The organism is Nitrospirota bacterium, assembly GCA_040757595.1.
In the GTDB taxonomy this organism is placed as follows: domain Bacteria; phylum Nitrospirota; class Nitrospiria; order Nitrospirales; family Nitrospiraceae; genus JBFLWP01.
Map to the genome: position 1 here is coordinate 33,135 of JBFLWP010000009.1, position 13,833 is coordinate 46,967.

The window sequence follows — 13,833 nt, forward strand, 5'->3', positions numbered from 1 at the left end:
GACGGCGCTCGTAAGATTCAGGGTTCGCTCGGCGCGTCGGAGATCTTCTTTAAGCGTCGATCCAAGGCGAACCGGGTCAGTCCCAGGAATTTCGCCGCCTGGCTCTTGTTGTAGTCGGCCACCCGAAGGACCTCTTCGATGATGGCTTGCTCCACCTGGGCCAGGGACTCCTTGCCCAACGCCATCTCCACCCGGACGATCGGCTCCCCCCCCTGGTTGACGGCCGAGGCGACCCGCCGGGCCGATTCGCCCAGTTCCCGCGGCAGACAATCGGGGGCGAGGGTCTTGCCGTGGCAGAAGATCACAGCCCGCTCGATCACGTTCTGCAGCTCCCGGATATTTCCCGGATAGGAGTACCGTTCCAGAACGGCCCGGGCCGCAGGATCGATGTCCTGGACATCCTTCCCGAATTCCTGCCCGTACCGCACGAGCGCTTTCATGGCCAGGGGGATGATGTCCTCGGCCCGCCTGCGGAGCGGCGGCAGCTCGAAGGAGACCACGTTCAGACGGAAGAAGAGATCCTCGCGGAAGGCCCCGCGCGCGACCTCCTTCTTGAGGTCCCGGTTGGTGGCCGCGATCAGCCGAAAGTCCACGGCGATGTCGTCCGTTCCGCCCACGCGCCTGAACGTCCGCTCCTGCAGAACGCGCAGCAGCTTGGCCTGCATCGCCAGGTCCAGGTCGCCGATCTCGTCCAAAAAGAGGGTCCCGCCCTCCGCCCGCTCCAGGAGCCCGAGCTTGCGCTGGGTGGCGCCGGTAAAGGCGCCGCGTTCGTAGCCGAAGAGCTCGCTCTCGAAGAGCTCGCGCGGAATCGCCGTACAGTTGACGCCGACGAAAGGCCCTCCCGCACGGCTACCGTTGTGGTGCAGGACGCGCGCGAGAAACTCCTTGCCGGTGCCCGTCTCGCCCAGAAGGAGGACGGTGGTCTTGGGGTTCTGGGCCACGTCCCGCACCTGGGCCACCAACTGCTTCATGCTCGCGCTGTTCGCGACCAGGTTGGATAGGGCGTACTGGTCGCCCCGGTTCTCCATCTCATACAGCACCCGGTCCCGGAGCGTCAGGAAGTCCAGGGCCCGTTCCACCACGCCGTCCATGCTCTCCAGATCCACGGTCTTGATCAGGAAGTCGTGGGCGCCGAGCTTCATGGCTTCAACCGCGTCCTGCACGGTGCCGTAGGCGGTCAACAGGATCACCAGCGTCTGCGGGCACTGCTGCCTCACGCGCTTGAGCGTGTCAAGGCCCGACAATCCCGGCATCTTGAGATCCAGGAGGACGATGTCGGGCGTCTCCTGCTCGAGCGCCGTCAGCATGTCGTCCCCCGATTCGAACGGGAGAACCCGGTGGCGGCGCCGGGCCAGCCGGCGCACGATCACGGACCGGATCGCCGGCTCGTCATCCGTCACGAAGATCGTCGCGTGCATGGATCAGCACCCGCCCATCGGCATCGGCTGCCGCCGCGGCACCCAGATCTGGACTGTGGTCCCCACGCCCGGCTGGCTGTCCAGCTCGATCGTGCCCCGGTGAGCCTCGATGATCTTCCGGCAGATCGCCAGTCCCAACCCCGTGCCCCGGTGCTTGCCCGACGTGAAGAACGGCTCGAACACCCGGGGGAGATCCCCCGGCGCCACCAGGCGGCCCGTGTTCGCGACCCGCATCAAGATGCCGGCCTCCTGCTCGCGGGCGACGTCGAAGGCCGTGATGCGAAGGGTGCCGACCTCGTTCAGCGCCTCCGCCGCGTTCTGGAACACGTTGATCAGCACCTGCTTGAGTTGATCGCGGTCGGCGTGAAGTCGAGACAAATGGGGGTGCAGTTGCCGTTCCACCCTGACCCGTTTCTTGGCCAGTGCGCCGTTCTGGAGCGCCAACGCCTCCTGGACGAGCTCCTCCAGGGCGAACTCCATCGGCGCCAGTTGGCGCGGGCTGGCATAATCGATGATCTGGTTCACGATCCGGTCCAGTCGCTTGGCCTCCCGCAGGATGGTCTCCAGATCAGCGCGCCGCGAGTCGGATGCATCCGTCTCCTCCAGCAGGAGGGCCAGGGTCGAGCCGATCCCGACCAGCGGGTTTCGGATCTCATGGGCAATGCCTGCGGCCACCTGCCCCAGGGTCGCCAGCCGCTCGGCACGATTCAACCGGGACTGCAGTTGATCCAGGGCCGTAATATCCACATTGAACCCCTGATACATGACGGTCTGCCCCTCGGCGTTCCGGATCGGAATCCGCCGGCTCAGGACTTTCCTGACCGTCCCGTCCTTATGGAGGAACCGGAAGACGGTCTCGTAGGGCTGGTCCTGCTCGACCGCCTTGGCATACTCGGTGAGAACCCGCTCCCGGTCCTCCGGGTGAATGGCCTGCCTGATGGCTTCGGGATCGCTTTCCTCATCCGGGTCGAGCCCAGCCAGGGCCCGATTGTATCGGTTGGCGAAGACCATCGGCATCCCCTTCGTCGTAAAGATCCCGATCGGCGCATGGTCCACGATGCTGCGGTAATTGGCCTCGGAGGCCGACAGGTTTTGGTTGACCGCCCGCAGCTCGGCCTCCGACTTTTCGATCTGAGCGATGTGGTCGCGGATCTGTGCGCTCATCGCGCCCATCACCCGCGTCAAGCCTCCGATCTCGTCGCCCCGATCAAGAACCGGAACGTCCGGGACGGCGCCGCCTGTCGCCGAGCCGACCGCCTTGGCCAGCGCAACCAGCGGGCCGGTGATCGAACGGGCGATGAGATGCAGCGTGACCAACATCAACAGGAGCGCCAACGTCCCGCCGCCCAGGATGACGAGGAGCAGGAACGACCGATCGCGGGAGAGCTTGGTGAGCGCCTCATTCAGCGCATCCTGCTCGAGACGGTCGAACTGATCCATCTTCTCCCGGATGGCCGTCATGATCTCCCGGCCGCGACCCTGCTCGATGTAGTGCAGGGCGTCCACCTCGTGGCTCGATCGGATCGCGGCGATGAGCCGCTCCTTGTCGCTGATCAGCCGCTTCACCAGTTGCTGAACCTCCCTGACGAGCGCGTGCTGCACCGCGCGATCGTGAACCATCAGCTCCAGCGTGTCCCCGACGGTCTGGATCCGGTCGTTCGCTTTCAAGTACGGCCTGAGGTAGAGCTCCTGCTTGGTCAGCACGAACCCGCGAAACCCCGTCTCCAGATCCACCACGAGCCTGAGGTACTCGGCAGCTCGCCTCTGGACGAGATAGGCGTTGTTCAGCTGCTCTTCGTCTTCCGCATAGGTCTGGACGCTCTGATAGGTGAAGGCACTCAACAACACGACCCAGAGAATGGGTCCGACGGAGGTCAGCAGCAGCTTGCGTTCGATGGGAAGATTTCGCAGGAAAAGGAACGGTCGCTTCATGGCTTAGGTATCGTACGGACCGCCAAAAGCCTTTGTCAAACCACCCCCGGAGCACCCGTCCGGCGCGCAATCGGCCCGATCCGGACGGCGCATGATGCGCTCGTCGGCCCCTGACAGCCGGGGCATGAGGTCAGCAAGGCCGGTGCCAATCAGGCGGGAGCGATCACCGGACGATCCGGACGCTGGCCCGGCGTGATATCGGTCAAATCGTGCGATTTCGCACGGCCCGCACTGTGCGACGACCGTTCTGACCCCGTCCGCAGGTAGCAGAATCAACGTACCCGCCTCGTTTTCGCCGTTTTTCACAGGTGTTTCGTCGCTTCATCTTTTTCCAATACGGGACCGGGACTTGCGGGGGAGTTTCGAGCATCTCTCTTCATCAACCGGGCGGAGGAAGCCTGGACGGTCGTGCGCGACCGATGGCCGGCGATTCCCGTCGTCTTCCTCTCCAAGGAGACCGACGACACGCAACGGCTGGTGATCCAGGGAGGCGCCTATGCTTGGGTGCCAAGCCCTACGATGCGGCCAGGCTTCTGCAAGTCGTGGGCAGGGCGGCTCAGCGTGACGCGACATGGGTAGTCGAGCGATGTGGAAGCGGGGCGGCCCGTTGACGATGGACGTTCCCGCCCTCAGGATTTTTCGATGAAGAGACGGCGCATCCTGACCCTGATCTTCGCTGCCTGTAGCCTGTCGGCCTCCGCATTGTTCTGGGCGGAGGGCGGGGAAAGCCTGGAGACCGCCCACGGGCATCAATGGCCCCGGCCGGTTCTCGCCTCCGAGGAAGGATGTGTGACGAGACCCTGGCTGGGGGTCTCGGGAATGCTTCTGAACGAGGACATCGTGGCGAGGCTGAGCCTGCCGGTCAGGGGCGGACTCCTGGTCGAGGACGTGGAGCGGGGCAGCCCGGCAGCCCAGGCCGGGCTGCGGGTCGGGAACCTGGACGTGACGGTGGATGGGATCCACTGGCTCGTGGACGGGGATATCCTCGTGAGCCTGGACGGACAGCCGATCCTCTCGCCTCAGCCGCTTCTGGAGGCGATGAACGAGTTGCAAGCCGGGCAGACCGTGCTGATAGAGGTGCTCCGCAACGGCACCCGCTTCCGGACCTCAGCCGTGCTGCGCGAGCACCCCAGCGGCTCGCTCCTGGTCCGGCATATCGTCGGCCAAGGAAGAGACTTGGTGGTTCCCTGCGGCCCGCTGACGCTCGGCCCGACCGGGCACGTGCGCTTCTAGCCTGCGGTCATTTGTCCGCCCGGACGACGACGGCTCCCATCAGATCCCCCATCTTGAAATCCCGTCGCGTGCTGTTCGGATGCTGGTTGTGGCAATCCGCGCAGGCCTGCTGGATCGCCACGTCCGCGATCACACCCTTGACCTGGTCGCCGTCTCCGAAGATCAGCACGGACCGTCGGGGATCCGCCGCCAGCCTCTTGAGCGCGTCCACCTCCGCCTGAGTCTTGGGAAAGTTGGAGGTATAGATGGGGGTCAGCGAGATGAGCCCGATCTCCAAATCCTTGAGGTCGGCCTTGACCTCCCGTGCCGCCAGCTTCACGAACTGAAAGGGCAGCATGACCGCATGGCCGTGCTTGTTCCAGTCCTCCTTCGGCATGATCCCGGCCTTGGCCAGATGCTCGACCACGTAGTTCATGTAGACCGTGCGAAAGGCGTGGACGGTCGAGAGCACGTACCGGACCACCAGTTCCCTCGTCTGCTCCTTCGATGGCTCGGCCGACCGGCCCGACGGGACGCCCACCGCCAGCCCCACCGCGAGCGCCACCAACCCCCAATGCCATCGTTTGCGCTCCACTCCGCTCCCTCCTTGTCAGCGATGAATTACGCCGTGCACGTCGCTCCTTTTGAATCGCGCGACCTGTCCCGGACATTCAACTCCCGGACCCAGTGCCTTGACTTTCAAACTTGGCGGGGAAACCCCGTCAGCCGAGGGATGGCTTCGCACGGTGCGGACCGTGCAAATCCGCTCATGACTCGTGTCCGCACCTCTGAAAGAAGGCCCGGGACAAGCCTTCCCCGCATGGCACGCGGATTGCTGTCTTATAGGCGTGACCTGAATTGAGGGGGAAAGGGTCATGGGCAGCAGACTTTGGGTGTGGGTCGCGGCGGTGTTGCTCTGCTGGGGCAGTGCGGGATGGGCCGCCGAGCCGACTGACGGACCGGATGATCGGGAACTGGCCACGGTTGTCGTCGGGCAGGATCGTCCCGACGACTTGGAGCGTAAGCTGGGGGCCTCGGCGTGCCTCCTGCCGTCCATGTCCGGCGAACGAGTGTCCTATCTCTATAACGTCCAAGGATCGGACGGGCATTATTTTCTCAGATTCGAGGTGGATGGCCGAGTGGACGCCATCACGGTCTCCAAGGACCCGCCGATCGCCGGGGTCTGCTACGCCCCCGTGCGCCGGGTTCTGCCCGTGAAAACCGGCAAAGGTCTGTACCTGGGCGCCACCAAGGAAGCAGTCCTTCAACTGTACGGGAGACCGGCCGAGAGTTTCGCCGTGGGACCCCTGGAGCGGTTTCGTTACGTTTCCGTGCTCGACCACTTGCACGAATGGGATCTGGTTTTCCGGGACGGACGGCTCGTGGAATGGACCGTGGTGACGGAGGAATGAGGCTTCAATAATCCGATCGGTACCGGTACCGCAGCAGCAGCGCCTCGGCCCGACGTTGCGCGGGCGTCATCTCCGGAAGATCCGAATACTTGAGGACCACTTCGTCGGCCAGTCCCTCGGCAATCGCCGGGCTCCCCTGCTTGACATACTCATCCGCCACGTCCAACAGCCAGGCCGTGCGCTGCGCCAGGGACGGGATCAAGTCCTCAGGCGGGTCCATCCTGGCGGACCGATAGGCCCGGTACAGGCCGAATCCGTGGTCCAGATAGGCCCGCACGGCATTCTCGTATCCCTGCAACATGTCCAGCGAGTTCTCTCTTCCGTACCGCTTCTGGGCGGTCTGCGCGTCGCCCCTGAGGACGGTCTCCCTCTGCTGCCACTCCGCAAACCCCTGAGGCGTCCGTAAGTAGTCGGCCGGGGGACCTGGTTCGCTAGTTGCACAGGCTGAAAGCCAGAGGAGCATGGCCATGAGACAGAGCCCCGGTCGGTCCGCTTTGATGTCATCCGCTGCCATGGCACCCGCCTTTCTCAAAGCATGGAATGAATGGTCGAGCGAAGGGATGAACGAGCCATGAAAATCATAGCACGACACGTCCTCCCTGTGCTTCCTCGGATCGGAGCCCTTCTCCTGGGCTGGTTCCTGGGGACGGTCCCGCCGTCCGCCGCATGGGCGGGCGAACCGACCTTCACCTACTACGACGACCTCCCCCCCATCGAACAGACCGAATTGGAGGCTGTGCAAGAGCGGGTCCAGGAGGCGCGGAAGCGTCTGAAGATCATCAAAGGGGAGCCGGCCAAGCCCAAGAGGAAGCCGGTGGAGCCGCTTCCCGAGCCGGGCCCTGATGAGCGCGACACCGCGGGCGCCGTCGACTTCGAGGAAGTGGACGAGCTCCGGCAGGCGTTCAAACAGCTCTCCAAGCAGCAGCCGAAGGAAGAAGAGCCTCCTTCTCCCTCGAAACAGGCCCCCGCCCCGCCGCAGGGAAGCGAGGCCGCCACGGAGAAGGAGATTAAGGCCCTCTCCGAACGCGTGGCCGCGCTCGAAAAGGTCATGGTCGGCACCGAGGAGCAGCCAGGCCTCGCCGGCCTCATTGGTGGCTATACGCGGCGCAACGGGTTCTTTCTCATGTCGAGCGAGGGCGACTTCTTCCTCCGCATCCCCGCCCTGCTGCAGGCCGACCTCCGAACCTTCCCGAGCGGCCAGAACGGGGCGAACCCCGGCGTGAGTCCCAGTACCTTCATCCTGCAGCGGGTTCGTCCCATGATCCACTTCCGGCTCTGGCGCTACTTCCGCGGGCTCATGACGCCGGACTTCGGAAACGGCTTCACGCAGAGCCCGCTGGTCCAGGGCCGGGTGCAGACGCCCGACGCCTTCGGGGAGTGGGACTATTTCCCCGCCTTCCGGGTCCGCGTCGGCAAGTTCAAGAGCCCGATCGGCCTGGAGATGCTCCAGGCGCCGCAGAACCTCAGCTTCATGGAGCGGTCGCTCACCAGGAACCTGCTCCCCAACCGGGATCTGGGCGCGATGGTCTGGGGCGCCTTCCAGCACGGCCTCCTGGAATACCAGCTCGGCGTCTTCAACGGCTCGCCGAACGCCAACTTCTACCAGGAGAGCGCGGCCACCAGCAGCGCGAAGACGTTGGAGGCCCGGGTCTTCAGCCGTCCGTTTGTCGGCGGGGACCACTGGCTGCGCGGGCTCGGCCTGGGCGTCGGCATGAGCGTGGGATCGGTCAAGCAGGCGAGCGGGCAGGACCAGATGCAGACGGAGACCTTCAGCTACACGTTTTTCCAATACCAGTCCACCAGTGCGGTGAACGTGCAGGGGAACGGCACCCGGCTGCGATTCGCCCCCCAGATCGCCTGGTACGGCGGGCGGGTCGGCGTCATGGGCCAGTACGTCCGCAGCACCCAGGAAATGATCAACGTCGCCAACCAACAAACGGCCACGCTGACGCACGACGCCTGGTCCGGACAGGTGTCGGTCCTCCTCACCGACGACACGGCCACGTTCGGCCGCATCGAGCCGCGGCACCCGGTCGACCCGTCGAAGGGCCAGTGGGGCGCGTGGGAGTTGGCCGTCCGCTACGCCCAACTGAACATCGACCCGGCCACCTATACGTACAACTTCGCCGATCCCGGAGTCAGCGTCCTGCGCGCCAAGAGCACCACGGTCGGCCTGAACTGGTATCTGAACGCGAACGTGCGGATCACGGCCAACTTCGTCCACACGGATTTCACCGGCGCGAGCCGGGCCTACCATGCGGCCAGCCACGAGGACGGCCTCCTGTTCCGCACGCAACTGGTGTTCTAGCCGTGCGGCTGCTCGCCCTCCTGCTCCTCAGCCTGGCCCTGCACGGGCTGGCTTCGGCGGCCGAGCCGACCGGCTCGGAGCAGAAGCCGCCCGTCCAGGGGCCCAGCCGGGCATCCGAAGCCTCTCCGCCGCGCCCGCACCTGTCTCCTTCCACCAGGCAGCAGCTCCGCGACCTGGATCGCCGGTTGAGCGTGCTGGAGTCGCTCGCCGTCGGGCGCGGACACGGCCGCGGCGTTATGGAACGGGGTCTGGGCTGGTCGCCGGAGCTGAAGGAACGGGGCTTTTTCCTCTATTCCACCGACGGCCTCTTCCGGCTTCACTTAAATGGTGGTATCCAAGCACAGTACAACGCCTTTCCTGGAGGCAGGACAGGGCGGGATCCGGGCACTGAGCCGGATGGCTTCGAATTTCGACGCGTGCGCCCAATCCTGGACTTCCGGATTGGCCGCTTCGTGCGCGGGCAGATCATGCCCGATCTGGCCCCGCGTCGCCGCACGGAGTTGTACAATGCCTTTCTCGACTTCGAGCTGTCTGAGTTGGCGCGACTGCGCGTGGGGCAGTTCAAACCGGCGCTCAGTTTGGAGAAGCTTCAAGGAGAATTCGACTTAGTCTTCGCCGAGCGCTCGCTTGTCCAGAACTTTGTACCTTTCCGTGACTTCGGCGTCCAACTCACCGGCCGCCTGTTCCGACAGCAGCTCCGCTACGATATGGGAGCATTTAACGGCTCTCCACAAGCGATCGGACCTGCTAACCTGGGGGCTCCCTCTGCTGACAACAACAAGCACCTGGTGGCCAGACTCATGCTCACCCCCTTTCTCCTCCAAGGCCCACGAGCCTTCCGACAGTTAGAATTCGGAGTCGGAGTGATGTACGGAGCCTTCACCAACACGGCTGGCCAGCAGCCGATGCTCACGATGGGGCAGGACCGGATTATCTTCCAGTATCAGGACACGGTGACCGGAAACGGGTTTCATACCAGGATTGTCCCGCAGATGAGCTGGTTCTGGGGACGCCTCGGGGTGATGTCCCTCTTCGTCCACACCTGGGAGCCCAAGATCAACCGGGCGACCGGCCTGACCGGCACGGTGCAGAACGAGGCCTGGATGGTCCAAGGCGAGTTCGCCCTGACTGATGACGAGCCGGCCTTCATCCGGGTGACGCCCAAGCGCCCCTTCAACCCGGCCAGGCCGTTGAGCGGCAACTGGGGGGCCTGGACGATCGCAGCCCGCTATTCGGAGCAACGGGTGGATCCCCAGGCCTTCGGGCTCGGCTTCGCCAGCGCCCAGCTCTACGCCCAGACCGCCAAGGGGACCAGCGTTGCCTTGAATTGGTACGCGAGCCGGGAGTTCCGTCTCCAGGGGATCTGGGAGCACACGGACTTCTTCGGCGCCACGCCCGCCTTCTCCGCCTCGAACCGGGCCGACCTGCTGATCGTCCGCTTCACCTTGATCTATTGAGCCGTTGCATTCGGCTTCAGTTCTTCCTAGAATAGCCGATACAGGAATTGCCGGGGTGCCCTCGCGCCCGGCGCACGAAAGGATTCGACCATGAAGATCTTTCTCGACACCGCCAACGTGAAGGAAATCCACGAAGCGGCGAGCCTGGGGCTCCTCGACGGGGTGACGACGAACCCGTCGCTCGTCTCCAAGGAGGGCCGCAGCTTCAAGGAGGTCCTGATCGAGATCTGCAACATCGTGGACGGCCCGATCAGCGCCGAGGTCGTCAGCGTCGAAGCGGACGCCATGGTGAAGGAGGGCCGGGACCTGGCCAAGGTCCACAAGAACATCGTGGTCAAGTGCCCGCTGATCCCGGAGGGGCTCAAAGCCACCAAGAGGCTGGCGGCGGAGGGCATCCGCGTGAACGTGACCCTCTGCTTCTCGCCCACCCAGGCGCTGCTGGCCGCGAAGGCCGGCGCCTGGTGCGTCTCGCCCTTCATCGGCCGGCTGGACGACGTCAGCTCCAACGGGATGGAGTTGATCCGCCAGATCGTCGCGATCTACCGCAACTACGACTTCAAGACGCAGGTGCTGGTGGCCAGCGTCCGCCACCCGCAACACGTGGTCGAGGCGGCGCTCGCGGGCGGCGACATCTGCACGATGCCCTATTCCGTGTTCCAGCAGCTCTACAAGCACCCGCTGACCGACATCGGCCTGAAGAAGTTCCTGGCCGACTGGAACGCGAGCCCGGCGAGCAAATAGCGGGCACGCGGTTCGTCATTCGTCGCTCGTGAAGCGCGATGGAACAAGAGGGATGTCCGGTCACTCGCGAGAGACGGATGACGAGTGACGCAGCTTCAGCAGGCGGCGGGCGTCCCGGAAGACGGCGTGGAACATCGGCTTCGTGAGGGTCCCGGTGAAGGTGTTCTGCTGGCTGGGATGGTAGGAGCCGATGAGCGTGACGCCCCAGGGGAGCCGGCAGACCGTCCCGTGGCCGAAGCGGGGCAGCGGCGACGGCACCGGCCGGCCCAGTGCCCGGCAGGCTCGCAGGTAATGGTCGAACGCGATCTTGCCCAGCGCCACCACCACCCGCAGCCGTTTCAGCAGACGCAATTCCTCCAGCAGATAGGGCCGGCAGGCCTCGAACTCCTTGGGGAGGGGTTTGTTCCCCGGCGGCGCGCAGCGCACGGCCGCCGCGACGTAACAGTCCATGAGGCGGAGCCCGTCGCCCCGATGGGTCGACTGCGGCTGGCTGGCGAAGCCGAACCGGTGGAGGGCCTCGTAGAGCCAGTCCCCGCTGCGGTCTCCCGTGAAGACGCGGCCCGTGCGGTTGCCGCCGTGCGCGGCCGGCGCGAGGCCCACGACGAAGAGGCGGGCCCGCGGATCGCCGAACCCGGGCACCGGCCGGCCCCAGTAGGTCCAGTCGTGGAACTGCCGACGCTTCGTCCGGGCCACCGCCGTCCGGTAGGCGACCAGGCGGGGACACTTTCTGCAGCGGACGATCCGCTCATGGAGGACGGTCAGGCTCCGCATCGGGGCGCCGAGTTTATCATAAGAACGGCGGTGCTTGCCGCCCGCACCGCTCCTTGCTAGCATGGGGCGATGCGCAGCCGTTCGGTTCAACCCAGGGAGGCACGACGAGCATGCGGCCTGACCAGATTCCGCGACCGCCGCGATCGATCCTGTTTCCGACCATCGCGTTCCTGACGGTCGGCCTCGCCGCTGATCCGGCGCTCACCGGCGCGCAGCAGGGACCGGAGCCGGCCGCCCCGGCCGTCCAGAAGAGCCAGCCCGTACCGCCTGAGGAACCGGTTGCCAAACCGGAGAGCGGCGAGCCGCCGAACGGCTCGGCGGCACCGGAGGCGCTGTACGCCGCCCCGGAGGCGGAAGAGCAGATCGTCATCCTGCCCGAGATCCAACGGCAGGGGCAGCGCCACTTCCTCAGCTCGTTCAAGCTCCCGGAGACGCTGACCTTCGCCGGCCAGCCGGTGCCGCTGGACAACTGGCAGGTGCGCGAGCGGATCGAGTACGAGTTCTACCAGTTCCTCGAGGACGAAGGGGAGAGCATCATCCTGGCCAAGCGGACCGGACGGTGCTTTCCGCCGGTGGAGAAGCAGCTCGCCGAGGCCGGCCTGCCCGACGACCTGAAGTTCATGCTCCTGGTGGAAAGCAAGTGCATCTCGGCCGCCTACTCGCGCGCCAAGGCCTCGGGGCCCTGGCAGTTCATCAGCTCGACCGGCAAGCGGTACAAGCTCTACAGCAACAAGTGGCGGGACGACCGGCGGAACCTGGAGCAGTCCACCGAGGCGGCGATCAAGTACCTGCGCTTCCTCAAGCAGGAGCTGGGCGACTGGTTCCTCGCGATGGCCGCCTACAACGCGGGCGAGGACAAGATCAGGAAGCTGTTGAAGCAGCAGCGGGTCGACGACTACTGGCGGCTCCACTACGTGCGGGAGACCATGCGGTACGTGCCGCGCATCATCGCCGCCAAGGAGGTCTACTCCCAGCCGGAGAAGTACCTGGGCCTGACCAAGAAGGACCTCTACGCGCCGCTGGAGACGGAGACCGTCACGGTCACGGTCAAGGAGCCGCAGCGCCACCTGGCCTCGATCGCCGAGGAGTTCGGGACCTATTTCCTCGAGCTCAAGCTGTTGAACCCGGAGATCCGCAAGGAGTACCTGCCGAAAGGCTCCCACCACCTCAAGGTGCCCAAGCAGACCTGTCCCCTCCGCTGCTTCAAGCAGGACAAGACGCCGTAACCGGTTCCATGCAGATCGGCGCGCGGCAGCCTCTGGTTCGGGCGATCCTTGCCCGGCTGCTCCAGGCGGGGCTGGCCGCCGTGGAGCCCTCCGTCGCCCTCCGCCGGTGGGTCGTGAGGGCCGGCTCCGTCGTCCGCGTCGGTTCGCGCCGGTACGATCTGCGGGACTATGACCGGGTCGTGGCGATCGGGGCCGGCAAGGCCTCCGCGCGCCTGGCCGCCGCGCTCGAGCAGCGGCTGGACGGCTCGCTGACGGATGGGCTCGTCATCACCAAGTACGGCCATGCCGTCCCGACCAGACGGATCACGATCAAGGAAGCCGGCCATCCCGTGCCGGACGGGGCGGGGCTCAGAGCGACGGAAGAGCTGCGACGCCTCCTCGGCTCGCTGACCCGAAACGATCTGGCCTTCGTCCTCCTGTCCGGCGGGGCCTCCAGCCTCCTGCCGGCTCCGGCCCCGGGCCTGACGCTGGCGGACCTCCGGCGCACGACGGACCTGCTGCTCCGATGCGGAGCCGCGATCCGGGAGATCAACGCGGTCCGCAAGCACCTCTCGACCATCGCGGGCGGGCGGCTCGCGGCGGCGACGCGCGCCCGGATCGTAAGCCTGATCCTCTCCGACGTGACCGGCGACGACCTGGGCGCGATCGGCTCGGGCCCCACCGCGCCGGACTCGACCACTTATGCGGACGCCAGCGAGGTCCTGTGCCAGTATGGCGCCTGGGCCAAGGTTCCCGCCCGCGTGCGCGCGCACCTGCTCAAGGGCCGGCGGGGAGGGATCGCGGACACGCCCAAGCCCGGCTCCGCCCGGTTCCGCCTGGTGCACAATCAGCTCATCGGCAACAACGGAGCGGCGGTCGAGGCCGCGGCTCGGGCCGCCGCGCGCGACGGGCTCAGGCCGCTGGTCCTCACCACGTCGCTCACCGGCGAGGCCAGGGAGGCGGCCAAGGTCTTCGGCGCGCTGGCGCGGGAGATCGTCGCCCGCGGCAGACCGGTCCGCCGGCCCGCGTGCCTGCTCGCCGGCGGCGAGCTGACCGTCACGGTCCGCGGCGAGGGACGGGGCGGCCGGGCCCAGGAGTTCGCGCTCGCGGCCGCACGGGAGATCGCCGGGCTTTCTCGGGTGTGGATCGCCGCCTTCGGGACCGACGGGACGGACGGGCCCACGGACGCAGCCGGCGCGGTCGTGGACGGGGAGACCGTCGTACGGGCGGCGCGGATCGGGCTCGACCCAGCCGCGTCGCTGGCCCGAAGCGATGCCTACGGTTTCTTCAAGCGAGTCGGCGGACACATCGTCAGCGGGCCGACCGGTACGAACGTGAACGACCTGTATATCCTGATCGTACTGTAGAAATCCGCCA

At 66.1% G+C, this 13,833-nt stretch carries 12 protein-coding genes; 7 read left to right on the forward strand and 5 right to left on the reverse strand.

Translation table 11 applies throughout. From position 1 onward, the window contains the following. Window positions 1-17: 17 nt before the first annotated feature. Entirely contained in the window at window positions 18-1,418 is a 1,401-nt protein-coding gene (locus AB1411_09690; protein MEW6543867.1) for a sigma-54 dependent transcriptional regulator, read from the reverse strand. Window positions 1,419-1,421: 3 nt separating this feature from the next. Then, window positions 1,422-3,350 (reverse strand): ATP-binding protein, encoded by a 1,929-nt coding sequence (locus AB1411_09695; protein ID MEW6543868.1) that lies wholly within the window; start codon window positions 3,348-3,350, stop codon window positions 1,422-1,424. 642 nt (window positions 3,351-3,992) lie between these two features. Here AB1411_09695 and AB1411_09700 point away from each other — a divergent pair. Continuing rightward, the gene (locus AB1411_09700; protein MEW6543869.1) at window positions 3,993-4,583 is read left to right on the forward strand and encodes a PDZ domain-containing protein; all 591 of its coding nucleotides are present in this window, start codon (window positions 3,993-3,995) and stop codon (window positions 4,581-4,583) included. 7 nt (window positions 4,584-4,590) lie between these two features. Here the strand turns inward: AB1411_09700 and AB1411_09705 are convergent, their stop codons facing one another. Next, complete coding sequence (locus AB1411_09705) at window positions 4,591-5,157, reverse strand: DUF3365 domain-containing protein (protein ID MEW6543870.1); 567 nt, start codon at window positions 5,155-5,157, stop codon at window positions 4,591-4,593. A gap of 280 nt (window positions 5,158-5,437) precedes the next feature. Between AB1411_09705 and AB1411_09710 the strand changes: the two genes are divergently transcribed. Beyond that, a complete protein-coding gene (locus AB1411_09710) occupies window positions 5,438-5,974 on the forward strand; it encodes a hypothetical protein (GenBank protein ID MEW6543871.1) in 537 nt (178 codons plus the stop codon). A 4-nt stretch (window positions 5,975-5,978) separates the two neighbouring features. Here AB1411_09710 and AB1411_09715 read toward each other — a convergent pair whose 3' ends face one another. Next, complete coding sequence (locus AB1411_09715) at window positions 5,979-6,488, reverse strand: hypothetical protein (GenBank protein MEW6543872.1); 510 nt, start codon at window positions 6,486-6,488, stop codon at window positions 5,979-5,981. Window positions 6,489-6,575: 87 nt separating this feature from the next. Here AB1411_09715 and AB1411_09720 point away from each other — a divergent pair, with 87 nt between their 5' ends. The 3 genes from AB1411_09720 to fsa all read left to right on the forward strand — a co-directional run bounded on the left by AB1411_09720 (window position 6,576) and on the right by fsa (window position 10,480). Next, a complete protein-coding gene (locus AB1411_09720; protein ID MEW6543873.1) occupies window positions 6,576-8,282 on the forward strand; it encodes a porin in 1,707 nt (568 codons plus the stop codon). 2 nt (window positions 8,283-8,284) lie between these two features. Beyond that, window positions 8,285-9,739: a porin gene (locus AB1411_09725; protein MEW6543874.1), complete on the forward strand. Its 1,455-nt coding sequence runs from the start codon at window positions 8,285-8,287 to the stop codon at window positions 9,737-9,739. A gap of 90 nt (window positions 9,740-9,829) precedes the next feature. After that, a complete protein-coding gene (fsa, locus tag AB1411_09730; protein ID MEW6543875.1) occupies window positions 9,830-10,480 on the forward strand; it encodes a fructose-6-phosphate aldolase in 651 nt (216 codons plus the stop codon). A 60-nt stretch (window positions 10,481-10,540) separates the two neighbouring features. On the opposite strand, the gene AB1411_09735 is transcribed toward fsa, so the two are convergent. Then, complete coding sequence (locus AB1411_09735) at window positions 10,541-11,251, reverse strand: uracil-DNA glycosylase (GenBank protein MEW6543876.1); 711 nt, start codon at window positions 11,249-11,251, stop codon at window positions 10,541-10,543. A 110-nt stretch (window positions 11,252-11,361) separates the two neighbouring features. Between AB1411_09735 and AB1411_09740 the strand changes: the two genes are divergently transcribed. Next, window positions 11,362-12,477 (forward strand): transglycosylase SLT domain-containing protein, encoded by a 1,116-nt coding sequence (locus AB1411_09740; GenBank protein ID MEW6543877.1) that lies wholly within the window; start codon window positions 11,362-11,364, stop codon window positions 12,475-12,477. Between the two features lie 8 nt (window positions 12,478-12,485). Beyond that, on the forward strand, window positions 12,486-13,823 hold the full coding sequence (locus AB1411_09745) for a glycerate kinase (protein MEW6543878.1): 1,338 nt from the start codon (window positions 12,486-12,488) through the stop codon (window positions 13,821-13,823). Window positions 13,824-13,833: the final 10 nt, after the last annotated feature.

Bases quoted from the DNA above. Each gene is read 5' to 3' on its own strand.
- AB1411_09745 (MEW6543878.1), top strand. From the start codon at position 12,486: ATGCAGATCGGCGCGCGGCAGCCTCTGGTTCGGGCGATCCTTGCCCGG.
- AB1411_09700 (MEW6543869.1), top strand. From the start codon at position 3,993: ATGAAGAGACGGCGCATCCTGACCCTGATCTTCGCTGCCTGTAGCCTG.
- AB1411_09695 (MEW6543868.1), bottom strand. From the start codon at position 3,350: ATGAAGCGACCGTTCCTTTTCCTGCGAAATCTTCCCATCGAACGCAAG.
- AB1411_09690 (MEW6543867.1), bottom strand. From the start codon at position 1,418: ATGCACGCGACGATCTTCGTGACGGATGACGAGCCGGCGATCCGGTCC.
- AB1411_09740 (MEW6543877.1), top strand. From the start codon at position 11,362: ATGCGGCCTGACCAGATTCCGCGACCGCCGCGATCGATCCTGTTTCCG.
- fsa (MEW6543875.1), top strand. From the start codon at position 9,830: ATGAAGATCTTTCTCGACACCGCCAACGTGAAGGAAATCCACGAAGCG.
- AB1411_09710 (MEW6543871.1), top strand. From the start codon at position 5,438: ATGGGCAGCAGACTTTGGGTGTGGGTCGCGGCGGTGTTGCTCTGCTGG.
- AB1411_09715 (MEW6543872.1), bottom strand. From the start codon at position 6,488: ATGGCAGCGGATGACATCAAAGCGGACCGACCGGGGCTCTGTCTCATG.
- AB1411_09735 (MEW6543876.1), bottom strand. From the start codon at position 11,251: ATGCGGAGCCTGACCGTCCTCCATGAGCGGATCGTCCGCTGCAGAAAG.